Here is a 23,492-nt window from a genome sequence, read left to right as displayed (position 1 = left end):
ACCAGAGGGCTCGGACATCATGCGGGACCCGCCGGAGCGACCGCGCGTGCGACGTCGACCCGACCGCGATTCACGGGCGTGCCCTCGCGCCTCCACTCGCGCTGGGCGTCGAGCACGAGGTGGGCGGGCAGGGAGCCGTCGGCCCGCACGACCCGCCACCAGGGCACGCCGTGCCCGTCGCGGGCCATCACCCCACCGACCTGACGCGGTCCCCCGCGCCCGATCTCCTCGGCGATCAGCCCGTAGGTCAGGACGTGGCCAGGAGGGATCGCCTCGACGATGCGCAGCACCGCCTCGGCGAACTCCTCGCTGGCCACGGACTCGGACCGAGTGCGTCAGTACGTGGGCTGGCTCGGGTCGATCTGGTTGACCCAGGCCACGACGCCGCCGCCGACGTGCACGGCGTCGGAGTAGCCGGCGCCCTTGAGCACCGCGAGCGCCTCGGCCGAGCGCACGCCCGACTTGCAGTGCAGGACGACCTGCTTGTCCTGCGACAGCTCGGCGAACGCCTTGCCGTTGAGGAACTCACCCTTGGGGATCAGGATCGAGCCCGGGATGTGGTTGATGTCGCGCTCCACCGGCTCGCGCACGTCGACGAGCACGAAGTCGCGCCCACCGTCGTTGCGCTCCTTCAGCCAGCCGTCGAGCGTGGCCACGCTGATCGTCGAGTCGGCAGCCGCCTCGGCCGCCTCGTCGCTGATCGCACCGCAGAACGCCTCGTAGTCGCCCAGCAGCTCGGTCGGCAGCGTGCCGTTCGGGTCGCGACGGATCTTGAGGGTCGCGTACCGCATCTCGAGCGCGTCGTACGTCATCAGGCGGCCGATCAGCGGGTCGCCGATGCCGGTGATGAGCTTGATCGCCTCGGTGACCATGATCGAGCCGATCGAGGCGCACAGGACGCCCAGCACGCCGCCCTCGGCGCACGAGGGGACCATGCCCGGCGGCGGCGGCTCGGGGTAGAGGTCGCGGTACTGCGGACCCTCCTGGGCCCAGAAGACGCTGACCTGGCCCTCGAAGCGGTAGATCGAGCCCCACACGTACGGCTTGTTCAGGATCACGGCCGCGTCGTTGACGAGGTAGCGCGTCGCGAAGTTGTCGGTGCCGTCGACGATCAGGTCGTACTGGCTGAAGATGTCCAGCACGTTCTCGTTGTCGAGGCGCTCGTTGTGCACGATCGTCGTGACGTACGGGTTGGTCTCGGCGACCGACTCCGCGGCGCTGACGGCCTTCGGACGGTCGATGTCGGACTGACCGTGGATGATCTGGCGCTGCAGGTTCGACTCGTCGACGACGTCGTCGTCGATGATGCCGAGCGTGCCGACGCCGGCCGCGGCCAGGTACAGCAGCGCAGGGCTGCCGAGGCCGCCGGCGCCGATGACGAGCACCTTGGCGTTCTTCAGGCGCTTCTGTCCGTCCATGCCGACGTCAGGGATGATCAGGTGACGGCTGTACCGACGGACCTCGTCGATCGTCAGCTCGTCAGCGGGTTCCACCAGGGGCGCGACCACGGCTACTCCTCGTTCGTCTCGATGTCGTCGGTGTCAACACCACGTGCGGCGGATGTGTTCCGCCGGGGCGCCGGCACCGGGATGCCCCCATTCTCCCGGCTCCCACCACGGCCGTGAGACCGAGGTCCGTGCCGTGAGATGACCGCCGGGTAACCTTGCCGACGTGACCGACGCTCCGACTCTGCAGAACTCGGCGGGCCGCCCGCGCTCCGGCCGGCTCCCCCGATCTGCCCGCAAGGCCCAGCTCCTGGAGGTCGCGCTCGCCGTCTTCGTCGAGCAGGGCTACCACGCGGCGTCGATGGACGAGATCGCCGAGCGTGCCGGCGTCTCCAAGCCCGTGCTCTACCAGCACTTCCCGGGCAAGCTCGACCTGTACCTGGCCCTCATCCAGTCGGCCTGCGACACCGTGATCGGTGCCGTGCGCGAGGCGCTCGCCTCGACCCAGGACAACCGCCGCCGCGTGCGCGCCACGATCGAGCTGTGGTTCGAGTACGTCGCCCGCGACGACGCGCCCGTGCGGCTGGTCTTCGAGTCCGACCTGACGAGCGATCCCGAGGTCCGCGACCAGCTCGACCGGGTCACGACCGAGTCGGCCTCTGCCGTGGCCGAGGTCATCAGCGAGGACACCGGCCTGCCGCAGGAGGCCGCCCACCTGCTCGCGGTCGCGCTCGTGAGCATGGGCCAGGTCTCGGCCCGCCACTGGCTCGACTCGCAGTCGACCGTCTCGCGCGAGGACGCCACCCGCATGCTGGCCACGCTGGCCTGGCGCGGCATCGGTGGCTTCCCGAAGGACGAAGCACCCACCCCCTGATCCATCCGCTGCACCCACACACGACGAACGGAAGGACCCCCTCATGGAGGTCAAGATCGGTGTCCAGAACGCTGCCCGCGAGCTCACGCTCGAGACGTCCAGCTCGCCCGACGAGGTCCTGAGTGAGCTCAACCAGGCCATCGCCGACGCCTCGGTCTTCAGCATGACCGACGACAAGGGCACCACGGTGGCCGTCCCGGCCGACAAGATCGCCTACGTGCTTTTCACGGGCGACACGGGCCGCCCCGTCGGATTCGGCCACGCCAAGGCCTGACCCCCCACCGAGGGGCGGTCAGCCCTGGAGCAGGGCCAGGACGGCCAGCACCCGACGGTTGTCGTCAGGCGCCGGCGGCAGGTCGAGCTTGGTGAAGATGCTGTGCGTGTGCTTGCCGACCGCCTTCTCGGTGACGACGAGCCGCGCCGCGATCGCCGCGTTCGAGCGCCCCTCGGCCATGAGGGCCAGGACCTCGCGCTCGCGCGGGCTCAGCCGGTCGAGCGGGCCCGCCGTGGCGCCCTGCACCAACGCGGCGACGACCTCGGGGTCGAGCACGGTGCCGCCCGAGGCGACCTGGCGCACGGCGGCGACGAATCCGTCCACGTCCGCCACACGGTCCTTCAGCAGGTAGCCGACCGCGCCCTGCCCGTCCGCCAGCAGGTCGCGGGCGTAGAGCGCCTCGACCCACTGGCTCAGCACCAGCACGGGGAGACCCGGCCGCTCGGCACGCGCCGCGATCGCCGACACCAGCCCCTCGGTCGTGCCCGTCGGCGGCAGGCGGACGTCGACCACCGCCACGTCGACGTCGTCGCGTCGCAGCACCCGGTCGAGCCCCGGCTGGTCGACGACAGACTCCACGACCTCGATGCCGTCGGCCGCGAGGATGCGGACCAGCCCGTCCCGCAGGAGCGCCTGGTCCTCGGCGAGCAAGACTCTCAGGTGGTCGGGCACGGCACCTCCATCGTCACGACGGTCGGCCCGCCGGCCGGGCTGTCGACCGTCATCGTGCCATCGAAGGCGGCGAGCCGGCGCGCGACGCCGGCCAGCCCGGAGGCCGTCGGGTCCGCCCCTCCGCGACCGTCGTCGCCGGCCACGAGCCGGAGTCGTCGCCCGTCGTGCGAGCCGCGCACCCAGGCGCGCGAGGCGCCGGAGTGCTTGACGGTGTTGGTCAGGCACTCCGCGACCGCGAAGTAGGCGGCGGACTCGACCGGCTCGGGCAGGGTCGGCACGTCGACGGCGACCGTGACGGGCAGCGGGATGGGCACGGCGAGCGCCTCGATCGCCCCCGCCAGACCCCGGTCCGCCAGGGCCGGCGGATGGATGCCCCGCACGACCGACCTGAGGTCCTCGAGGGCGCCGAGCGTCGTCTCCCTCGCCTCGCGCAGCAGCTCTGCGGCCGCCGCCGGGTCACTCGTGAGGAGCTTCTCGGCAAGGCCGACGTTCATGCCGACGGCGGCGATCCGCGCCTGCGCGCCGTCGTGCAGGTCACGCTCGATCCGGCGGATCTCGGCGGCGGTGGTGTCGAGGGCGTCGGTCCGGGTCTCCTCGACCCGCTCGACCCTGGACTCGAGGTCGGCCACGGAGTAGCCGAGCATCGAGCGCTCCACGAGGGCCCGCGCCCGCACCAGCGGCGGGGTCAGGATCCACCACAGCGGCAGGCAGAGCAGTCCGCTGAGCACCAGCACGACCGCCGCCGTGCCGCCCAGCACCACCGCCAGGATCAGGTGCACCGGCAGAGCCACGAGCAGCACGACCGGCACCCCCGACATCACGAAGCCGCCCGTCGCGGAGTAGGCGAGGTAGCCGAGGTCGCGCCAGCGGTGCGGGTCGCGCAGCCAGCCGAGTGGCGGTCCGAAGAACCCGCCCCGGGTCCGGAGGTAGCCGGCCGGGACCGTCTCGCCGAGCACCAGTCCCCCGAGGCCCCGGTGCGCGCGGGTCACGACCTCCACGAGCGGCACGACCACGTGCGCGAGCGCGAACCCGACGCCCAGCACCCCGAGCGGCACGAGCAGCACCCCGAGCACGAAGAGCACGATCGCGGGGACGAACAGCGCGAAGCCCGCAGCCGAGACGAGCGTCATCGCGAGCCGGTCGACGAGCCGCTGCTCGTCGACCGGCCACGGAGCGACCGCGGTCACGGGTCGCATCGGGCTCGCCATGGGACCCCAGTCTGGGGTCACGCGGCGGCCCCCGCCAGCACCCTGGGCGGAACGGCACGGCGGAAGGCGCTCGCGGCCGCGGCGAGAGTGACCGCCAGGACCGCGACCGCCAGCACCGGCGGGAGCCAGAGGCCGCTGTCGGGAACCACGCCCTCGTCACGGGCGATCGAGAACGGCACGATCGTCGTCAGTGCCGCCAGCAGACCGAGCGCCACGCCCACGACCGCGACCACGGCGGCCTCGAGCAGGACCGTCCGCCGCACCTGCTCGGGCGTCGCCCCGAGCAGCCACAGCCGGCGCAGCTCGTCGCGACGGTGGGCCAGCACCGCGGCGTAGGCGTTGACCACGAGGATCGCCGCGAACAGCGACAGCATCCCGACGACCACGTTGTTGAGCAGGGTGATGAGCTCGGTGTCGCCGTCCAGGGCCCCGACGACGGTGCGCCGGTCGATGTCGACGAGCACGAGGGTGCCGACCGTCGCCGCGGTCAGCACGACGACCGGCCCGAGCACGCCGCCGAGCGAGGTCGCGCGGCGCTGCGTGGCGAGGCCCGCCAGGTGCCCCGCGGGACCGCGCAGGAGAGGCCGTCCGACTCGCGCCAACCCGCGGAGCAGCCACGGTGCGAAGGTCGGCATGCCGACGCCGACCAGGATCGAGCTCGACCCGCTCGTCGACATCGCGGCGTACGGATCCGCGCTGTCGGCCGTGACCGTGATCGTGACGACGCCCATCGCGACGCCGTAGCCGACCAGCACGACCCCCAGGAGCAGACGCCACCACCGCAGGACGCTGCCCTGCGGGCCGTCCTCCGCAGGGGTCACCGTCGGCGCACCGCGGGTCGCCCGCCGTGCGGTCACGAGAGCAGCCAGGGCCGTCGTCAGCAGCACGACGGCGACCGTGACCCCGAGGGCTGCGATGCCGGGCCCTGCGACGACGTCGCCGCCGACGAGTCCGACCCCGCGCAGGGCGCCGAGCAGCAGCCGACCCGTCAGGGTGGCGACACCGGCCCCGAGCAGGGCTGCGACCGCGCCGACTGCGAGCACCTCGGACATGACCATCCGCGTCACCTGCCCGCCCGTGGCTCCGACGGTGCGGAGCGTGCCGAGCTCCGCGGCGCGCTGGCCCACCGTGATCCCGGCGGTCGAGGCCACCGCGAACAGCACGATGAGCGTCCCCCAGCCGCCCACGACCGCACCCATCACGACGAGGGTCTCGGCGTCGACGTCGGAGACCGGTCCGAACGAGGTCTCCACCAGCGTCGCGAACGAGCCCATCAGGACCGTGCCGAGACCGACCGCCAGGAGGGTCGCGACGAACGACGTGGGGCGGTGCCGCAGGGAGCGCAGAGCGAGGCCCGTCATCGTGCAGCCCCCACGAGGTCGTCGAGGTGGGCCAGCTGTCCGGCCACGGCCTCGGCCGACGGGGCGTCCATCCGTCCCACGACCCGCCCGTCCGCCAGGAAGACGACGGTGTCGGCGTGGGCCGCGTCGACGGGATCGTGCGTCACCATCACGACCGTCGCGCCGGCCTCGCGGACGGCGTCGCGCAGCAGCGCCAGCACGTCCTGGGCGGCGGCCGAGTCCAGCGCCCCCGTCGGCTCGTCGGCCAGCACGACGGCAGGCGACGTGACCAGCGCCCGGGCGATGGCCACCCGCTGCTGCTGTCCGCCGGACAGCTCCGCCGGCCGGTGCCGGTACCGGTCGGCCAGGCCCACGCGGTCCAGGAGGGCGACGACCTGGTGGCGGTCCGGCCGTCGCCCCGCGAGCCGCAGCGGCAGCTCGACGTTCTCGGCTGCCGTGAGGTACGGCATCAGGTGGAAGCCCTGGAACACGAATCCGATGCGGTCGCGGCGCAGGTGGGCGAGCTCGTTCTGGCCGAGGCCGCCCAGGTCCGTCCCGTCCAGGAGCACCTGCCCCGACGTCGGTCGCTCGAGTCCGGCGATGCAGGACAGCAGCGTGGACTTGCCGGATCCCGAGGGACCCATGACGGCCGTGAACGAACCGGCCGGGACGGTCAGGTCGATGCCCTGCAGGGCACGGACGAGGCGGTCGCCCTCGCCGAAGGCGCGGGTCAGCCCGCGCACCTCGAGGGCGGTGGAAGGGGTGTGATTCGTCATGCTCCGACGCTAGGAAGCGCGACGGGTGCACCGACAGGAGTGCAGACCGCGGAACCGGGGTGGGGTTTTGCCTACCTCGGCGGCTCGCCGGAGGTCAGCTCGCGAGGCCGAGGCGGTCCATGCGGGCCGCGTGCGCGTCGGTCAGGCGCGTGAACATGCGACCGATGGCGGCCAGGTCCATGCCCGGGGAGTCGACGCCGCCGACCAGCAGGGCGCTGAGGTCGTCGCGCTCGGCGACCACCATCTGCGCCTGGCTCAGGGCCTCGCCCATGAGTCGGCGGCCCCACAGGGCGAGCCGTCCTCCGACCTTGGGATCGGTCTCGATCGCACCGCGCACCTCGTCGATCACGAACTCGCTGGAGCCCGTGCCGCTCATGGTGTCGAGCACGAGCTGACGGGTGTCGGTGTCGAGGTACGCCGCGATCTCGCGGTAGAAGTCGGCCGCGAGGCCGTCGAACACGAAGGCCTTGACCAGGCCCTCCAGGTAGTCGGCCGGACGGGTCTTGGCGTGGAACGCCTCGAACGTCGCGGCGAAGGGGGTCATCCGCGCGTACGGCTCCTCGCCCAGCTCGACGAGCCGGTCGCGCAGCTGGATGAAGTGGCCGAACTCCGACGTCGCCATCGCGGCGACCTCGACCTTGGTGCGCAGGTCGGGCGCCATCTTGGCGTCCTCGGCGAGCCGCTCGCACGCGATGATCTCGCCCGAGGCCAGCAGGCCCAGGAGCTCGATGATGCCCGTGCGGTAGGCGGGGTCGTCGAAGGCCGGATTGCCCGCGGCCGCGGTCGGGGCCGTGTTCGCGTCTGCGTCGCTCATGATGCCCGCAGCGTATCGCCGCCCTGCCCACAGCGCCGGATGCGGGCCGACAGGGTGCCGGACGGTACGCTGGCCCTGCCCCTTCGGGCCGTATCTGGGTCGTGAGCTCTTCGGACGTCGTCGTCTGCACCATCACGACACGTACCGATCATCCCGTTCCACTTCCTCACGATTCGAGAAGACACTGACTACGTTCACCGATCTGGGCGTCCTGCCCGAGATCGCCGAGGCTCTCTCCGAGGTCGGCATCACGTCCCCGTTCCCCATCCAGGAGATGACCCTCCAGGTCGCTCTCATGGGCACCGACCTCATCGGTCAGGCCCGCACCGGCACGGGCAAGACGCTCGCGTTCTCCATCCCGGTGATCCAGCGCGTCGTCGCGCAGGCCGACGAGGGCTACGGCGAGCTCGCCGCGCCCGGCAAGCCGCAGGCGCTCATCATCGCGCCGACCCGTGAGCTCGCGCTCCAGGTCGCCAACGACGTCAAGCTGGCCTCGAAGCACCGCGGCACCCGCAACCTGACGATCTACGGCGGCGTGCCCTACGAGCCGCAGCTCGAGGCGCTCGAGGCGGGCGTCGACATCGTCGTCGGCACGCCCGGCCGTATCCTCGACCTGGCCAACCGCCGCGCGCTCGACCTGTCGCACGTCCAGGTCATGGTGCTCGACGAGGCCGACGAGATGCTCGACCTGGGCTTCCTGCCCGACGTCGAGTCGATCCTGTCCAAGACCCCCGAGTCGCGTCAGACGATGCTGTTCAGCGCGACGATGCCGGGCGCGATCGTCTCCTTGGCGCGCAAGCACATGCGCCACCCCATGAACATCCGCGCCGAGAGCTCCGAGTCCGGCCAGACCGTGCCCACCACGGCGCAGTTCGTGTTCCAGGCGCACGACCTCGACAAGCCCGAGATCGTCGCGCGCATCCTGCAGGCCGAGGACGTCACGCAGGTCATCGTCTTCACGCGCACCAAGCGCCAGGCCCAGCGCCTCGCCGACGATCTCGCCGACCGCGGGTTCCCGGCCGCGCCGCTGCACGGCGACATGGCGCAGGGTGCCCGCGAGAAGGCGCTGCAGCGCTTCCGCGAGGGAGGCGTCAAGACGCTCGTCGCGACCGACGTCGCGGCCCGCGGCATCGACGTCGCCGGCGTCAGCCACGTCATCAACTACACGTGCCCCGAGGACGACAAGACCTACGTGCACCGCATCGGCCGCACGGGCCGCGCCGGTCTGACCGGCATCGCGGTCACGTTCGTCGACTGGGCCGACATCCAGCGCTGGAAGCTCATCAACAAGACGCTGGAGCTCCCGTTCGAGGACCCGCAGGAGACGTACTCGAACTCCGACCACCTGTTCCACGACCTCGGCATCCCGCGGGACGTCAAGGGTCGCCTCAAGCCGGCGACCCCGCGGCCCAAGGAGGACAAGCCCTCCGGCGACCGTGGCGGTCGCGGCCAGGGCGGTCAGCGCAACGGCGGACGCAGCGGCGGCGGGCAGCAGAACCGCGGGCAGGGCGGGCAGCAGGGCGGCCAGAACCGTGCCGAGCAGCCGCGTGCCGAGGGCGAGGGCGGCGGCGCGAGCCGCAACCGTCGTCGTCGCCGCACCCGCAGCGGTTCCGCGTCCGGCGGCGGCCAGGGCTCGGCGGAGACCCCCACCACCTGACCACACAGATCTGACGACTTCGGGCCCGTTCTCATCGCGAGAACGGGCCCGAAGTCGTCACATCTGGAGGTTCCGCGTCAGGCGAGCAGCTGCGCAGCGACCTCGCGGTAGGCGTCGGCACCCTTGTGGCTCTTCGCCGTGCCGAGGATCGTGCGTCCGATCGCCGGTGCCTCCGCGAAGCGGATCGACTTCGGGATGGACGGCGAGATGATCGGCAGCTCGTAGGCCGAGCCGATCGCCTCGACGACCGCCTGGGCGTGCTTGGTGCGACCGTCGTACATCGTCGGCAGGACGCCCCAGATCGTCAGACCCGAGTTGATGAACTGCTGGACGTCGTTGATCGTCTCGAGCAGCTGACCGACCCCGCGGTGCGCGAGGGTCTCGGCCTGCAGCGGGATCAGCACGCGGTCGGACGCCGAGAGGGCACCGACGGTCAGCACGCCGAGCGTGGGCGGGCAGTCGATGATGATCCAGTCGTAGTCGGCCGCGACCTTGTCGAGCCCGACGCGCAGCCGCTGCTCGCGCCCGGTGCGCGTCACCAGCCCCTCCTCGGCCTGCGTGACCGTGATGTTCGAGGGCAGCAGGTGGACGCCGTCGTCGGTCACCACGATCGCGTCGTCGGCGCGGTGCGTGCCGAGCAGGACGTCGCCGACCGTGACGTCGAGGTCCTCGGGGTCGATGCCCAGCGAGAACGTCAGGCCGCCCTGCGGGTCGAGGTCGACCAGCAGGACGCGCTGATCGCGCTCCACCAGCGCCGCCCCGAGGGAGGCCACGGTGGTCGTCTTGCCGACGCCACCCTTCTGGTTCACCACGCTGATCGTCGTCGTCACGCGGCTCATTGTGCCATCGGATCGGGCAGGTCCCCGCCGTTGCTGACATCGCGCTGCTGCGCGGGTGCGGCATGCTGGGACGCATGTCCGCTCGCGCCCTGATCACCGGCCCCACCGCCGGCATCGGCAACTCCTTCGCCCACGCCCTCGCACTGCGCGGCCACGACCTCGTCCTCGTCGCCCGCGACACGGCACGGCTCGAGTCGATCGCGGACGAGCTCCGCACGGCCCACGGGGTCGAGGTCGACGTCGTGACCGCCGACCTGACCGCGCCGGCCGACGTCGACCGGGTGGCGGCTGTGCTGTCGGACCCGGACCGACCGGTCGACCTCCTCGTCAACAACGCCGGGGCATCCCTCGCCGGGTGGTTCGGCGACACCGACATCGCCGACGAGGACCGCCAGCTCGACCTGCTGGTCCGCGCTCCGATGCACCTCATGGACGCCGCCCTCAAGGCGATGTCGCCGCGCGGCAGCGGCGGCATCATCAACGTCACGAGCGTCGCCGCCTTCACCCCGCGGGGCGTGTACTCGGCGCACAAGATCTGGCTCACGAACCTGTCGCTGTGGGCGGCCTGGCACCACGCCGCCTCCGGCGTCAAGGTCATGGCCCTCGCGCCCGGCTTCACCCGCACCGAGTTCCACCAGCGGGGCGAGATGGACGTCTCGGGCGTGCCACGGTGGATGTGGCTCGACTCCGACGAGCTCGTGGCCGACGCGCTGCGGGACCTGGAGCGCGGCAAGGCGCTCTCGGTACCCAGCAAGCGCTACAAGGTGCTGACCTTCCTCGCCAAGCACGCCCCGTCGTCGCTCGTCGCCCGCGCCGCGAAGCGCGGCCGATGAGCACACCGCGCACGTTGGTGGTGCCCGAGGGCGTCCTGGCCACGCGCATCGAGACGCCGCGGGGATCGTTCGCCGCCCACGTCGCCCGGGGGTCCGCCCCCGTCGGGCACGTGCTCCTCGTGCCCGGGTGGACGGGCAGCAAGGAGGACTTCACCCAGCTCCTGCCCGAGCTCGCGGCGGCGGGCCTGGACGTCACGGCCTACGACCAGCGGGGCCAGTTCGAGACCCCGGCGGCCGAGGGCGACGACCTCTCGCTCGCGGGCCTCGCGGCTGACGCCGCCGCCGTGGCCGCGGCCGTCTCCGACCGTCCGTCCCACGTGCTGGGCCACTCCTTCGGCGGCCTCGTCGCGCAGACCGCCGTCGTGGAGCACACCGACCGCTGGCGCAGCCTCAGCCTGCTCTGCACCGGCCCGGCAGCGCTGGGCGACTCGGACGTCCGTCCGCTGCGGCGCTTGGCCGACGCGCTGGCGACGGTCCCGCTGATCGACGTGCACCGTGCTCGCGAGGCGGCGATCGGCGCCACCCACCCGAGCGACGTCGAGGCCTTCCTGGAGCGTCGCTTCGTCGCCAACTCGGCCACGTCGCTCCGGGCCATGACCCTGCACCTGCTCGATGCCCCCGACCGGCTGGACGAGGTCGCCGCGACGGGCCTGCCCGCGTGGGTCGGGTACGGCGCCGACGACGACGCCTGGCCGCTGCCCGTGCAGGACGAGATGGCGCGCCGCCTGAACACCCAGCCCGTCGTGCTGCCCGGCCTCGGGCACTCCCCCGCCGTCGAGGACCCGGCCGCCCTCGCCGCCGCCTGGCTCCCCTTCCTCCTCACCCTCCCCTGAATGACCGCTCGCGAGAGACTTTGTTCGTGGTCACGAGAGACCTTGTTGGTGCACAGGAGTGACGAACTCGCTCGTGTGCACAGACAAGCTCACTCGCGAGGGGTAACAAAGTCTCTCGGGAGGTGTACGTCAGGTGGGGAGGAGGCGGGCGAGCTGGTCGGGATGGGTGAGGTTGGCGCCCAGGCGGAAGGCCTCCGACTTGCCCGTGCCGTGGTAGTCGCTGGAGCCCGTGACCACGAGGTCGAGGTCCGTCGCGATCGCGCGCAGCTCGCGCCGCGCCCGCTCGCCGTGGTCGGTGTGGTCGACCTCGATGCCGTCGAGTCCCGCGTCCTGGAGCCGGCCGAAGGCGTCGGCCGTCAGCACCCGGTCGCTGCCCCGTGACCACGGGTGGGCCACGACCGTCCGACCGCCAGCGTCCTTCACGAGCTCCACGGCCGTGAACAGCGGCGCCGAGTAGCGGTCGACGTAGGCGCGGCCGCCGGTGTTGAGCCAGCCGTTGAAGGCCTCGTCGCGATGCCGGATGTAGCCCTTGGCGACCATCGCGTCAGCGATGTGCGGCCGGCCGGAGGCCGCCGCGTCCCCCGACTGGGCCGCCACGTCCTCGAGCGTGATGTGGACGCCGTGCTCCGCGAGCTTCTCGAGCACGGTCGGCAGCCGGTTGTCGCGCCCGTCGAGCACTCGCTGGAGCTCCGCCAGCAGTCCCGCGTGCGTCGGGTCGAACTCGTAGCCGAGCAGGTGCACGCTCTCGCCCTGGTAGCGCGTGGAGATCTCGATGCCCTTGACCAGGCGGATGCCCTGGCGATCGGCCTCGCCCTGCGCCTCGTCCCACCCCGTCGTCGCGTCGTGGTCGGTCAAGGCCACGACGTCCAGGTGCGCGACCTCCACCGCGTTGCGCACCAGCTCCGTCGGGCTGTCGGTGCCGTCGGAGCGGTTCGAGTGGGTGTGCAGGTCGATCCGCATGCCGCTCAGGCTAGCGTTCTGTCACGTGAGCGCAGCCGAGCCCGAGCCGTCCGACCCTCGCGACCGGCGCGGGCCGTCCGACGAGGCCCTGCAGCGCATGGCGGCGTCGGTCGCCAGGCCGCTGCCGATGCGCCTGCTCTGGTGCCTGCCGATGGCCGTGGTCGGGGTCGTCGCGTTCACGGCCGGCGTGACGCTGGTGGGCGGCCGCATCACGACGACGGTGGTGGTCCTGGGATTCCTCGTCGGCCTGGCCGCGAGCCTGTTCCAGTCGTTCGTGGCCCGCCCACGCGTGCTGCGTCTGCACGGGGACGGGACGAACCGCCCCTAGCGGCGTCGGCCGACGTTCCAGGTCAGGACCGCCGGGGTCCCGCGGTCGTCGCCGAGCTCGCTCCAGGTCGCGGTGTCGAGCACGAAGTGACGCCCCTCCGCGACCGGCAGTCCCAGCCACCGCGCCACGAGCGCGCGCAGGCTGTGCCCGTGCGCCACCGCGAGCGTCGTGCCGCCGGTGGCCCGCACCTGCTCGACCACGCGATCCAGCCGCGCAGCGACCTCCTCGGCGGACTCGCCGCCGGGTGCGCCGTGGGACCAGATGGTCCAGTCCGGGACCGTCTCGCGGATCTCGGGCGTCGTGACGCCCTCGTAGTCGCCGTAGGACCACTCCGCCAGGTCGGGGGTCACGACGGGGTCGGGGAAGCCGATCAGCTCGGCCGTGCGGCGCGCCCGCAGGCGCGGGCTGCTCAGCACGGCGTCGATCCCGAGCCCCGCCAGCACGGGTGCCAGCGCGACGGCCTGCTCCTCGCCGACCTCGGTCAGCGGGAGGTCGGTCGTGGACGTGTGGCGACCGGTACGGCTCCACTCGGTCTCACCGTGGCGCACGACGACGAGCCGGGCTCCCATCAGCGCGGGACGAGCGCCCAGAGGTCGAGGTCGAGCAGCACGCCGGGCGCGTACTTCCCGTCGTCGCCCTTGAGCGTCATCGACTCGTCGCGGCCCTTCGTGGCGACCAGACGCAGGCGCAGGGCGCCCACTCCGGGGGCGTCGAGCTCGGCGGTGTCGAGCACCTCGGACCACGCGTAGACCGTGTCGCCGGCGAACGCCGGGGCGGTGTGCGAGCCGCCGTTGATCGCGGCGATCAGCTGAGCGTTGGCGAGTCCGTTGAACGACAGTGCGCGCGCCATCGAGATGACGTGCCCGCCGTACACGAGGCGGTTGCCGTCGGGCCGCGCCTCCACGTTGAAGTGCACCTTCGCGGTGTTCTGCCACAGGCGCGTGGCCATCATGTGCTCGGACTCGCTCAGCGTGACGCCGTCGACGTGGTCGATCTTCTCGCCGACCTCGTAGTCGCCGAAGCGGTGGGCCTCGCCTGCAGCGACGAGGTCGTACGACGTGAAGTCGAGGCCGGTCGGCAGCACGAGGTCCTCCGGGGCGACGACCGAGGCCAGCTCGGGCACGACCGTCTCGGGCGCCTCGAGGTTCTGGTCGCGCTTGTGCACCATGACCCAGCGGGCCCAGTCGAGGGCGACCTCGCCGCGCTGGTTGGTCGCCGTCGAGCGCACGTAGACGACGCCGCTCTTGCCGTTGGAGTTCTGCTTGAGACCGATGACCTCCGAGCTCGTGCGCAGCGTGTCGCCGGCCAGCACGGGCTGGTGGAACCGCAGCTCGGCGTACCCGAGGTTGGCCACGGCGTTGAGCGAGATGTCGGGCACGGTCTTGCCGAACGCGACGTGGAAGGCGATGAGCTCCTCCACCGGATGGGGGTCGAGGCCCACGGACGCCGCGAACTGCGCCGAGGAGGGGATCGAGAAGCGCGTCGGGTAGATCGCGCCGTAGACCGCGCGGTCGCCGTCGGTGATGGTGCGGGGCGTGGCGTGGTCGAAGACCTGCCCGATCCGGAAGTCCTCGAAGAAATGACCGGGGTTCGTCTTGCTCATGCCCCCATCATGGCCGACCGATCTCAGGCGCGGCCGAACAGGGTCGCGCCGTTGTGCCAGAGCACGGCCCGCATCCAGTCGTCCCCGAGGCCGAGCCGGGCGAGCGCCTCCACCTGGTGCGCGTACACGTAGGGGATGTTCGGGAAGTCACTGCCGAACAGGACCCGGTCCTGCAGCTCGACGAGCTGGTCGACCACCTCGAACGGCTGCCGGTCGCTCCAGAAGTCGACGAACGTCATGGTCGTGTCGAGGCGGACGTGGGGGTGCTCGGCCGCGAGCGCGACGAACTCCGCGCACTCCGGCATGCCGAGGTGCGCGATGACGAGCCGCAGGTCGCCGAAACGCTCCAGCACGCGATGCACGGGCTCGACCCCCGTGTGCTCGCCCGGGGCCGGCCCCGAACCGGCGTGCAGCACGATCGGGGTGCCGCTCGCCTCGAGGGTCGACCACACCGGGTCGAGCAGCGGGTCGTCCGGGGCGAACGCCCCCACCTGCACGTGCGCCTTGAACACCTCGACCCCCGCCTCCAGCGCGGCAGCGACGTACTCACCGGCCCCCGGCTCGGGGTAGAAGGTCGCCGAGTGCAGCGACTCGGGGTGCAGGGCCGCGAACTCGTCGTTCCAGGCGTTCATGAACGTGGCGACGCCGGGCTTGTGCGCGTAGGACAGCGCCGAGTAGTGCCGCACGCCCATCGCCTGCAATGTCGCCACGCGCTCGTCGTCGCTGGTGCGGTAGGTGACGGGCCAGGCGCGACCCAGCAGCGGGCCCGCGGAGTCGAAGTATGCCCAGACCTTGGCCAGCACCTTCGGGTGCATGAAGTGCACGTGCACGTCGAAGAGCCCCGGCAGCCCCAGCGACTCCAGGTACGCCGGCAGCTCCGCGTCGGTCGTGGGCCCCGGGGTGGTGGCGAGCTCGGCCATCACAGGCCCTTGAGCTTGCGACCCACCTCGTTGCGCGCCTCGTTCATCGCGTCGCGCTCACGGATGGTGTTGCGCTTGTCGTAGGCCTTCTTGCCCTTGGCCACGGCGATCTCGACCTTGGCCCGGCCGTCCTTGAAGTACAGGCTGAGCGGGACGAGCGTGACGCCCTTGTCGGTGAGCTTGCGCTCGATGCGGTCGATCTCGACGCGGTTCAGCAGCAGCTTGCGACGCCGACGCGCCTCGTGGTTGGTCCAGGTGCCCTGCGCGTACTGCGGGATGTGGACCTGCAGGAGCCACACCTCTCCGCGGTCGACCTCGGCAAAGCCGTCGACCAGCGAGGCCCGCCCCATCCGCAGGCTCTTGACCTCGGTGCCGACCAGCACGATGCCCGCCTCGAAGGTGTCCTCGACGTGGTAGTCGTGGCGCGCCTTCTTGTTCTGGGCGATCAGCTTCTGACCGGTCTCCTTGGGCATCTGACCAGTATCCCACTCACCGCCCAGGCGACGGGTTCGGCGTCAGCCGAGCCAGTTCGCCGGGTTGGTGTGCGCGCCGTTGACGAGCACCATGAAGTGCAGGTGGCATCCGGTCGAGGAGCCGGTCGTGCCGACGTAGCCGATGACCTGACCCCGCGAGACGCGCGACCCGGCGCTGACCGCGAAGCGCGACAGGTGGTTGTAGGTCGTGACGACGTTGACGCCGTTGATGACGCCGTTGTTGAGGATCACGCGGTTGCCGTAGCCGCTGTTGTAGTACTGGCTGATGACGGTGCCGTCGGCGGCCGCCTTGATCGGCGTGCCACAGGGCGACCCGAAGTCCTGGCCGTCGTGCATGCGGCGAGCGCCCGTGATCGGGTGGATCCGGAAGCCGTAGGGCGAGGTCAGGCGCACCGTGTCGAGCGGGTAGGACAGGCGACCGGACGCGTTGCCGCCTCCGCCTCCGCCGCCACCGCCGCCACCTCCGCCACCGCCGGAGTTCGCGAGCTCCTGGCGGGCGAGCTCCTGCAGCTGGGCCTCGAGCGAGCGGCGCTCGGACTCCAGCGCGGCGATCGCCGCGGAGTCGTTCGCGACGGCCGCGTCGGCCGCGGCCTTGTTGGTGCTGTTGGCCTGCACGAGCTGGGCGACCGAGGCCTCCTGCTCGGCGGCCTGCTGCTCGAGCACCGTGATGTTCGCGAGGTTCGCGGCGGCCTCGTCGCGCTCGACCTGCACCTGGTCGCGCAGTGCCTGGACCTTCTGCTCGTTCAGGTCGAGGATCACGCGGGTCGCGTCGAGCGTGTCGAGGCGGTCGAGCTGGACGTCGGCGATCGTGTCGTTGATCGCGATGCGCTCGGTGAACTCGGTCGGGTCGGCCCCGTTCATCAGGTCGTTGAACGCCCGCAGGCCCGGGTTGCCGGACTGCAGCGACTCGACCGAGAAGCTGATGACCTCCTTGGTGGAGGCCTCGACGTTCGCCTCGCCGATCGCGAGGTCGGACTCGGCCTTGGCCAGGTCGGCCTCGCTCTGCACGAGCTTGGCCTGCATCTGCGCGTCGAGCGCCTGGGCCGCCACGAGCTGGCCGCGGACCGATCCGAGGTTCGCCTGGGCGTCGGCCAGCTGGGCCTGCGACGCGGCCAGGACGTTCGCGGCGTCCTGCGCGGCCTTGCTCGACTCGTCGTAGGACTGCTGGGCGCCGGTGATCTCGCTGTTGACGCCGTTCTTCTTCTTCTCGAGGTCGTCCTTCGACTCGGCCAGCGACGGCCCGGCCAGGGCCGCGATGAGCGCGAACGTCAGCGTGAACGCCACCAGGGCAGAACGCAGGGGCGATCGCGTGCTGGACCGCTGGGTGAACCTCATGCTGGACCTCGACCTGGGGAAGTGCCCCTGACGGAGCAGGCGAGTGCGACTCGTGTGACGCGTGGGACTGAGGAGACTCTAGTTCACCTTGAGGGTCAGGGCCACCCCTTCAGGAATCCCGGGCGGGTCCCCGACCGTCGAGCCGGCGTCAGACCTTGAGGTACTTGCGCGTCAGCAGCAGCGTCGGGAGCAGGGCCAGGGCGACCGCCAGGAGCGACGTCCAGCCCATCACCACGAAGGCCTCCTGCCATCGCACCCAGGTCGTGATCTGCAGCTTGTCGCGCAGGAACCCGTAGACCACGAAGCCCATGAAGGCAGCGATGCCCGCCGCCGCCAGGGCGGCCGAGATCACGGCCGCGACCATCGACTCCAGCAGGAATGGCAGCTGGATGTGCCAGCTGGAGGCGCCGACGTACCGCATGATGCTGATCTCGCGCCGGCGTGCGTGCGCCGTCATGCGGATCGTGTTCGAGACCTGCAGGACGGCCGCGAGGATCAGCAGGAGTGCCGTGCCGATCGCGGCCCACTGGAGCTTCTCGAGCGCGATGAACAGCGAGTCCAGCAGGTCACGCAGCGACAGCACGCTGTTGACGCCGTCCATGCCGCTGACCTGGCTCGTGACGCCGTCGAACTCCTGCGGGTCCTTCAAGGTCACGAAGTAGGAGTCGGAGAAGCTGTCGGGGCTCAGGACCTCGAGCTGCTTGCGACCGGTCTCGGACTGGCCGAACGTCTCCTGCGCGCGCTCGTAGTTCTCCTGCGCGGTGCGGACCTCGAACTCCTCGACCTCGGGGTTGTCGTCGAGCGCCTGCTGCACCGCTTCCTTCTGCGCCTCGGTGGCCGCGCCGCCGATGCACGTGGGTGCCTTGGAGGTGTCGGTGCAGAGGCTGACCTGCAGCTGCAGACGGTCGCCGAAGTAGCGCTCCGTGCGGTCGGCCTGCTCCTGGATCAGCAGGCCGAGCGCCGCGAGCAGCAGCGAGACCGACATCGTGACGACCAGCGAGATCGTCATGGACTTGTTGCGGGACAGGCTGGCGCCCAGCTCCCTCATGGTGAGATTCATGCGGGCCTCAGCTCTGGTAGCCGTAGATGCCGCGGGCCTCGTCGCGGATGACGCGCCCGTCGTCGAGCTCGATGACGCGCTTGCGCATCTGGTCGACGATCGAGGAGTCGTGCGTGGCCATCACGACGGTGGTGTCGGTGCGGTTGATCCGGTCGAGCAGCTTCATGATGCCCACGCTGGTGGCGGGATCGAGGTTTCCGGTGGGCTCGTCGGCGATCAGGATCTTGGGACGGTTGACGAATGCCCGCGCCACGGCGACGCGCTGCTGCTCGCCACCGGACAGCTCGTTCGGCAGACGGTGGCCCTTGCCCTCCAGGCCCACGAGCTCGAGGGTCTCGGGCAGGACCGCGTCGATCTCGGCGCGCGAGCGGCCGATGACCTGCAGCGCGAACGCCACGTTCTCGTTCACCGTGCGGTTCGGCAGCAGGCGGAAGTCCTGGAACACCGTGCCGACCTGGCGGCGCAGCTTCGGGACCTTCCAGCTCGAGAGCTTGTTGATCTCCTTGCCGGCCACGAAGACGCGACCCTCGGACGGCTGCTCCTCACGCAGGATCAACCGCAGGAACGTCGACTTGCCGGAGCCCGAGGCACCGACGAGGAAGACGAACTCGCCCTTCGCGATCTCGAGGTCGAGGCCGTCGAGGGCAGGGCGCTTCTGTCCGGAGTACGTCTTGGTGACGTGGTCGAAGCGAATCACTCGCCCGAGTCTAGGCAGAACACCCCCAGGTCCCCCGGACCCGCGGGGCCGCGCGCGCCGCCCTGCCGTTGACGCGAGTCCCCGCGCGCGCCGGTAGGCTGCGGCCGTGGAGAGCCTGCAGCCAGCTGACCAAGCGCCCGATCGCAACCTTGCCCTGGACCTCGTCCGGGTCACCGAGGCCGGAGCCATGGCCGCCGGACGGTGGGTGGGCCGTGGCGACAAGAACGGCGCCGACGGCGTCGCCGTCAACGCGATGCGCACCCTCATCAACACCGTCGAGATGAACGGTGTCGTCGTGATCGGCGAGGGCGAGAAGGACGAGGCGCCCATGCTGTTCAACGGGGAGCAGGTCGGCGACGGCAACGGCCCCGAGTGCGACGTCGCGGTCGACCCGATCGACGGCACCACCCTGACGGCCAAGGGCATGCCCAACGCCATCAGCGTCATGGCGGTGGCCCCGCGCGGCTCGATGTACGACCCGTCCGCGGTGTTCTACATGGAGAAGATCGCGGCCGGGCCCGAGTTCGGCGACCTGATCGACATCCGGCTCCCGGTAGCCGAGAACATCGACATCATCGCCCGCACGAAGGGCGTCTCCCACAGCGACGTCACGGTGTGCATCCTCGAGCGTCCGCGCCACGCGGACCTGGTGGAGCAGGTCCGTGCCGCAGGCGCCCGCATCAAGTTCATCACCGACGGCGACGTCGCCAGCGCCATCAGCGCCGCCCGTCCCGACACCGGGGTCGACCTCATGGTCGGCGTCGGTGGCACGCCGGAGGGCATCATCACCGCCTGCGCCATGAAGGCGCTGGGCGGCGTGCTGCAGACGCGCCTGTGGCCCAAGGACGACGAGGAGCGCCAGCGGGCCATCGACGCCGGCCACGACCTCGACCGCATCCTGCACACCGACGACCTCGTCACGGCCGACGACTGCTTCTTCGTCGCGACGGGCATCACCGACGGCGACCTCCTGGCGGGCGTCCGGTACACGAAGGGCGCGGCGATCACCGAGTCGCTCGTCATGCGCTCGCGCAGCGGCACGATCCGCAAGATCCACAGCGAGCACAAGCTGAGCAAGCTCAAGGCGTACTCCACGATCGACTACGAGCACTGAGCCACGACGAGCACCGAACCACGCAGGAGGGGCCATGACCGCCAGCACTGTCGCGATCTCCGACGAGCTGTTCGCCAGCCTGCCGTCGGGTCTCGACCTCTGCTACCAGACCTTCGGCGACGCGGGCGACCCCGCGATCCTGCTGGTCATGGGGCTCAGCGGCCCGATGGGCTGGTGGGACGACGCGCTCTGCACGCTGCTGGCGGAGCGCGGCTTCTTCGTGATCCGGTACGACAACCGCGACACGGGCCGCTCCACCAAGCTGCGCCAGCACCAGCTCGGGCGCACCGACGTCGTGCGGGCGTTCCTGGGGCTGCCGCCGCTGCGGCTCGGTCCGATCGACCTGGCCGTGAAGGCTCCGTACTCGATCAGCGACCTGGCGACCGACGCCACCGGGCTTCTCGACGCGCTGCAGATTGACGCGGCGCACGTCGTGGGCGTCTCGATGGGCGGCATGATCGCGCAGACCGTGGCGATCGAGTCGCCCGAGCGGGTGCTGAGCCTGACCTCGATCATGTCGACGACGGGCCGACGCACCGTGGGGTGGCAGGACCCGCGCCTGATCCCGTACCTGCTGCGCCGCAGCGGGCCCACGCGCGACGCGTACATCGCCAGCTCGATCGCCTCGTCGGCCCTGATCGGCTCCCCCGGCTACCCGCCGGACGCGGAGGCCGCTCGCCTGCGGGCCGAGGTCACCTACGACCGCGGCTACAGCGCCAGCGGCGTGCTCCGCCAGATGATGGCGATCCTGACCCAGCCCGACCGCACGGCGGCCCTCGGACGGCTGGAGCTGCCGGTCACGGTCGTGCACGGCACGGCCGACCGCCTGGTGCATCCGTCGGGCGGCCGGGCGACGGCCGACGCCATTCCTGGCGCCGAGCTGCGCACGATCGAGGGCATGGGCCACGACCTGCCCCCAGCCCTGTGGGACACGTTCGTCGCGGCGATCACCGACACGATCGCGCGCACCTCGTGACGGGGCACTGACCGTGCGCCCCAACCCGAAGCACGCCGTCGACGACCCCGCCTTCGTCCGCGACCTGGTGGCGCAGGAGGGCTTCGCGACGATCGTCAGCTCGACCTCGACCGGCCCCGCGGCCTCGCACTATCCCGTGGTGCTCGACACCGCCGCGGCCGAGCGCGGCGAGCTCGTGGTGCTGACGCACCTGGGCCGACCCGACGAGCGCATCCACGAGCTCGATGCGGCCGCGTCGGAGGGGCGCGAGGTGCTCGTGATCGTGCAGGGCCCGCACGGCTACGTGTCGCCGAGCTGGTACTCCCCCGGCGCCTCGAAGGCACCGACCTGGAACTTCACCGTGGCGCACCTCTGGGGCGTGCCGGAGGTGCTGACGCCCGAGGAGAACCTCGAGACACTCGTGACCCTCGTGGCGCACTTCGAGCAGCACGTCGACGAGCCGATGTGGCTCGACCGGGCGTGGGGTGCCCCCGTGGCCCGCGGAACGGTCGGCCTGCGCATCCCGGTCTCGCGGTTCGAGGTCAAGGCCAAGCTGAGCCAGGACAAGGACGCGCAGTCGGTGCAGAACGTCATCGACCACCTGCGCGCGCCCGGGCCGTACTCGCATCCCGCCCTGGCCGACGACATGGAGCGGGCGCGGGACGACGACTGAGGCCCGTGGTGACGGTGCCCCGTCGAGGCTCCATCGTCGCACCTCAGGGGGCGGGCGTGCCTACTGTCGCGACCAGGCGCCCAGCCGGTTGCCGGCGGGGTCGGTGAAGTGGAACCGTCGGCCGCCGGGAAAGGCGAAGGGCTCGTCGACGACGGTGCCGCCGGCCTCGCGGACCGCGGCGACCGAGGCCTCGAGGTCGTCGGAGTAGACCTGCACGAGGGGGCCGGAGGCCGATGGCGTGCCGGCGGGGTCGAAGCCGCCGTCCTCCTCACCGGAGCCGCCGGAGCTGAAGCCGACGTACGCGTCGCCGTAGTCGACGAACGACCAGCCGAACGCGGATCCGTAGAAGGCCTTGGCGGCGGCGAGGTCAGGGGCAGGGATCTCGACGTAGTCGAGCATGTGGTGGGTGCTCATACGACGACGCTAGGCCGCCCGACGGACAGAATCCGTCGGACGGCCCAGCGTTCGTGCGGACTACTTCTGGAGGTAGCAGGCCTCCTGGAAGTCGTAGCCCTCGGCGGTCGGGCCGGTGAAGAAGTCCACCGACGGCGCGATGCCCGTGCTGGTCCCCGGCGTCGGGACGCCGAGCTGGGTGGCCCGGACGGCGGCGTCGTTGGCGTCACCGGCGTAGTTGGCGCTGCCCTCCGGCAGCATCCCCTCGCTGTCGATGCCGTCCAGACCCGTGGCCGCCTCGAGCAGGCCTGCGCGGGTCAGGTCGTCGTTCTCGATCGCCTGCTCCAGCACCGCCTTCATGATGTAGCCACCGGTCCAGCCGAGCGCGAAGTAGTCGTTCGGCGTCGCGTCGCCGTTCGCGGCACGCATGGCCTCGAAGCCCGCGCTCTCGGTGTCCCACAGCGGGAACGACGTCGCCCACAGGTAGGAGGCCTGCAGGGCCGGGCCGGCCGGCGACTGCAGCAGCGCCGCGTTCCAGGTCGGGATCGAGCCGACGAACTTGCCCTTGAATCCCTGCTGGACCGAGCCGCCGACGACCGCAGCGACCTCGAGCGGACCCGTGGCGATGACGACCAGGTCGGCCTCGGAGTCGACGACCGCCTTCACGGCCGCAGCCTGCTGGTCCGCGCCGGGGCCGGTCTGGATGTCGGTGAACTCGACTCCGCGCTCCTCGGCCGCGATGCGGGCACCGACCATGGCGTCGTCGCCGTAGTCGCCCGGGAAGTGGACGACGGCGACCTTGTCGGCCTCGAGCTCGTCGACGCCGTAGTCGACCGCGTTCATGGCCTCGGCGCAGTAGCTCGTGCCGAGCTCCAGGACACGGTCCTCGAAGTACCAGTTGGATCCCAGCGTGGCCGGGACGACGAGCAGCTCCTCGGCGTCGGCGTCCATCAGCATGGCCTCCGTGGCGACCGTGCCGAGCGACTGCGCCATGGCCAGGACGTCCTCCTTGATCTCGGAGTAGACCTGCGCGTGGACCTCGGGGTTGTAGGCGTTGTCACGGACGTACTCGGTCACGTTGACCTCGTACCCGCCGACGCCGCCGTTCTCGTTGACGTACTGCCAGAACGCCGCCCCGCCGGCCGTCAGCGGCACGCCGACGCCCTTGAAGGCACCGGTGAGGTCGCTGATCGTTCCCAGGTAGATGCAGCCCTTGGTGTCGTCGACCGCGTCGGGACACGGCTCCTCGGTCACGCCGGGGCCGGTCGCGCCGTCGCCTCCGCCGCTGTCGTCGTCGCCCCCACGCCCGCAGGCGGTCAGGACGAGGGCCGAGACCACGGCGGCTACGGAGAGCCGTCGAATCGTTCGGTTCATGGGAGTTCCTCCATCTTTTCT

Annotated in this window: 27 protein-coding genes; 9 read left to right on the top strand and 18 right to left on the bottom strand. The window is 71.4% G+C overall.

Annotated elements, in window-relative coordinates; all coding sequences use genetic code 11:
- Positions 1–17 precede the first annotated feature (17 nt).
- Entirely contained in the window at positions 18–317 is a 300-nt protein-coding gene (locus LO931_RS17025; protein ID WP_229055053.1) for an MGMT family protein, read from the bottom strand.
- Positions 318–335: 18 nt separating this feature from the next.
- Entirely contained in the window at positions 336–1,508 is a 1,173-nt protein-coding gene (moeZ, locus tag LO931_RS17020; RefSeq protein ID WP_229055052.1) for an adenylyltransferase/sulfurtransferase MoeZ, read from the bottom strand.
- 163 nt (positions 1,509–1,671) lie between these two features.
- Between moeZ and LO931_RS17015 the strand changes: the two genes are divergently transcribed.
- Together LO931_RS17015 and LO931_RS17010 are read left to right on the top strand one after the other, a co-directional pair.
- Positions 1,672–2,319, top strand: coding sequence for a TetR/AcrR family transcriptional regulator (locus LO931_RS17015; protein ID WP_229055051.1), 648 nt, complete (start codon positions 1,672–1,674; stop codon positions 2,317–2,319).
- 43 nt (positions 2,320–2,362) lie between these two features.
- Positions 2,363–2,593 carry a DUF3107 domain-containing protein gene (locus LO931_RS17010; protein ID WP_229055050.1) on the top strand — a complete coding sequence of 77 codons (231 nt, stop codon included), beginning with the start codon at positions 2,363–2,365 and terminating at the stop codon, positions 2,591–2,593.
- 18 nt (positions 2,594–2,611) lie between these two features.
- On the opposite strand, the gene LO931_RS17005 is transcribed toward LO931_RS17010, so the two are convergent.
- From LO931_RS17005 to LO931_RS16985, 5 genes are all read right to left on the bottom strand, one after another.
- A complete protein-coding gene (locus LO931_RS17005) occupies positions 2,612–3,253 on the bottom strand; it encodes a response regulator transcription factor (RefSeq protein ID WP_229055164.1) in 642 nt (213 codons plus the stop codon).
- On the bottom strand, positions 3,250–4,473 hold the full coding sequence (locus tag LO931_RS17000) for a sensor histidine kinase (protein WP_229055049.1): 1,224 nt from the start codon (positions 4,471–4,473) through the stop codon (positions 3,250–3,252). The genes LO931_RS17005 and LO931_RS17000 overlap by 4 nt, the downstream gene beginning before the upstream one ends.
- A gap of 17 nt (positions 4,474–4,490) precedes the next feature.
- Complete coding sequence (locus tag LO931_RS16995; RefSeq protein WP_229055048.1) at positions 4,491–5,834, bottom strand: ABC transporter permease; 1,344 nt, start codon at positions 5,832–5,834, stop codon at positions 4,491–4,493.
- Positions 5,831–6,589: an ABC transporter ATP-binding protein gene (locus LO931_RS16990; protein WP_229055047.1), complete on the bottom strand. Its 759-nt coding sequence runs from the start codon at positions 6,587–6,589 to the stop codon at positions 5,831–5,833. Before LO931_RS16990 ends, LO931_RS16995 begins: the two co-directional genes overlap by 4 nt.
- Positions 6,590–6,683: 94 nt before the next feature.
- On the bottom strand, positions 6,684–7,403 hold the full coding sequence (locus tag LO931_RS16985; protein ID WP_229055046.1) for a ferritin-like fold-containing protein: 720 nt from the start codon (positions 7,401–7,403) through the stop codon (positions 6,684–6,686).
- A gap of 274 nt (positions 7,404–7,677) precedes the next feature.
- Between LO931_RS16985 and LO931_RS16980 the strand changes: the two genes are divergently transcribed.
- The gene (locus LO931_RS16980; RefSeq protein WP_370636165.1) at positions 7,678–9,060 is read left to right on the top strand and encodes a DEAD/DEAH box helicase; all 1,383 of its coding nucleotides are present in this window, start codon (positions 7,678–7,680) and stop codon (positions 9,058–9,060) included.
- 77 nt (positions 9,061–9,137) lie between these two features.
- Here LO931_RS16980 and LO931_RS16975 read toward each other — a convergent pair whose 3' ends face one another.
- A complete protein-coding gene (locus tag LO931_RS16975) occupies positions 9,138–9,899 on the bottom strand; it encodes a ParA family protein (protein ID WP_229055045.1) in 762 nt (253 codons plus the stop codon).
- Positions 9,900–9,973: 74 nt separating this feature from the next.
- Between LO931_RS16975 and LO931_RS16970 the strand changes: the two genes are divergently transcribed.
- Both LO931_RS16970 and LO931_RS16965 read left to right on the top strand, forming a co-directional pair.
- On the top strand, positions 9,974–10,732 hold the full coding sequence (locus tag LO931_RS16970; RefSeq protein ID WP_229055044.1) for an SDR family oxidoreductase: 759 nt from the start codon (positions 9,974–9,976) through the stop codon (positions 10,730–10,732).
- Positions 10,729–11,565: an alpha/beta fold hydrolase gene (locus tag LO931_RS16965; protein ID WP_229055043.1), complete on the top strand. Its 837-nt coding sequence runs from the start codon at positions 10,729–10,731 to the stop codon at positions 11,563–11,565. Before LO931_RS16970 ends, LO931_RS16965 begins: the two co-directional genes overlap by 4 nt.
- Before the next feature lie 129 nt (positions 11,566–11,694).
- Here the strand turns inward: LO931_RS16965 and LO931_RS16960 are convergent, their stop codons facing one another.
- Positions 11,695–12,525 (bottom strand): PHP domain-containing protein, encoded by an 831-nt coding sequence (locus tag LO931_RS16960; RefSeq protein ID WP_229055042.1) that lies wholly within the window; start codon positions 12,523–12,525, stop codon positions 11,695–11,697.
- A gap of 25 nt (positions 12,526–12,550) precedes the next feature.
- Here LO931_RS16960 and LO931_RS16955 point away from each other — a divergent pair, with 25 nt between their 5' ends.
- Positions 12,551–12,853, top strand: a complete 303-nt coding sequence (locus LO931_RS16955) for a hypothetical protein (RefSeq protein WP_229055041.1) — start codon at positions 12,551–12,553, stop codon at positions 12,851–12,853.
- Here the strand turns inward: LO931_RS16955 and LO931_RS16950 are convergent.
- The 7 genes from LO931_RS16950 to ftsE all read right to left on the bottom strand — a co-directional run bounded on the left by LO931_RS16950 (position 12,850) and on the right by ftsE (position 18,962).
- Positions 12,850–13,422, bottom strand: coding sequence for a histidine phosphatase family protein (locus tag LO931_RS16950; RefSeq protein ID WP_229055040.1), 573 nt, complete (start codon positions 13,420–13,422; stop codon positions 12,850–12,852). The two genes, LO931_RS16955 and LO931_RS16950, sit on opposite strands and share 4 nt — an antisense overlap.
- Complete coding sequence (locus tag LO931_RS16945) at positions 13,422–14,456, bottom strand: MaoC family dehydratase (RefSeq protein WP_229055039.1); 1,035 nt, start codon at positions 14,454–14,456, stop codon at positions 13,422–13,424. Before LO931_RS16945 ends, LO931_RS16950 begins: the two co-directional genes overlap by 1 nt.
- 23 nt (positions 14,457–14,479) lie before the next feature.
- The gene (locus LO931_RS16940; protein WP_229055038.1) at positions 14,480–15,376 is read right to left on the bottom strand and encodes an amidohydrolase family protein; all 897 of its coding nucleotides are present in this window, start codon (positions 15,374–15,376) and stop codon (positions 14,480–14,482) included.
- Complete coding sequence (gene smpB, locus LO931_RS16935; protein ID WP_229055037.1) at positions 15,376–15,849, bottom strand: SsrA-binding protein SmpB; 474 nt, start codon at positions 15,847–15,849, stop codon at positions 15,376–15,378. The genes LO931_RS16940 and smpB overlap by 1 nt, the downstream gene beginning before the upstream one ends.
- 42 nt (positions 15,850–15,891) lie before the next feature.
- Entirely contained in the window at positions 15,892–17,205 is a 1,314-nt protein-coding gene (locus LO931_RS16930) for a M23 family metallopeptidase (RefSeq protein ID WP_229055036.1), read from the bottom strand.
- 148 nt (positions 17,206–17,353) lie between these two features.
- Positions 17,354–18,253, bottom strand: a complete 900-nt coding sequence (gene ftsX, locus LO931_RS16925; RefSeq protein WP_229055035.1) for a permease-like cell division protein FtsX — start codon at positions 18,251–18,253, stop codon at positions 17,354–17,356.
- Positions 18,254–18,272: 19 nt separating this feature from the next.
- Positions 18,273–18,962: a cell division ATP-binding protein FtsE gene (gene ftsE / locus LO931_RS16920; protein ID WP_229055034.1), complete on the bottom strand. Its 690-nt coding sequence runs from the start codon at positions 18,960–18,962 to the stop codon at positions 18,273–18,275.
- A 106-nt stretch (positions 18,963–19,068) separates the two neighbouring features.
- Here ftsE and glpX point away from each other — a divergent pair, with 106 nt between their 5' ends.
- From glpX to LO931_RS16905, 3 genes are read left to right on the top strand one after another with little or no spacing between them, the layout of a single operon-like run.
- Complete coding sequence (gene glpX, locus LO931_RS16915; RefSeq protein WP_229055033.1) at positions 19,069–20,076, top strand: class II fructose-bisphosphatase; 1,008 nt, start codon at positions 19,069–19,071, stop codon at positions 20,074–20,076.
- Between the two features lie 34 nt (positions 20,077–20,110).
- Positions 20,111–21,052: an alpha/beta fold hydrolase gene (locus LO931_RS16910; RefSeq protein WP_229055032.1), complete on the top strand. Its 942-nt coding sequence runs from the start codon at positions 20,111–20,113 to the stop codon at positions 21,050–21,052.
- A gap of 13 nt (positions 21,053–21,065) precedes the next feature.
- The gene (locus tag LO931_RS16905) at positions 21,066–21,704 is read left to right on the top strand and encodes an FMN-binding negative transcriptional regulator (protein WP_229055031.1); all 639 of its coding nucleotides are present in this window, start codon (positions 21,066–21,068) and stop codon (positions 21,702–21,704) included.
- Between the two features lie 60 nt (positions 21,705–21,764).
- On the opposite strand, the gene LO931_RS16900 is transcribed toward LO931_RS16905, so the two are convergent.
- Positions 21,765–22,118: a VOC family protein gene (locus LO931_RS16900; protein ID WP_229055030.1), complete on the bottom strand. Its 354-nt coding sequence runs from the start codon at positions 22,116–22,118 to the stop codon at positions 21,765–21,767.
- 60 nt (positions 22,119–22,178) lie between these two features.
- The gene (locus LO931_RS16895) at positions 22,179–23,471 is read right to left on the bottom strand and encodes an ABC transporter substrate-binding protein (RefSeq protein ID WP_229055029.1); all 1,293 of its coding nucleotides are present in this window, start codon (positions 23,469–23,471) and stop codon (positions 22,179–22,181) included.
- Positions 23,472–23,492: the final 21 nt, after the last annotated feature.

Origin of the sequence: Aeromicrobium sp. Leaf350, assembly GCF_916858655.1 — a bacterium.
Lineage (GTDB): Bacteria > Actinomycetota > Actinomycetes > Propionibacteriales > Nocardioidaceae > Aeromicrobium.
This window is presented reverse-complemented; position numbering and strand designations above follow the sequence as displayed.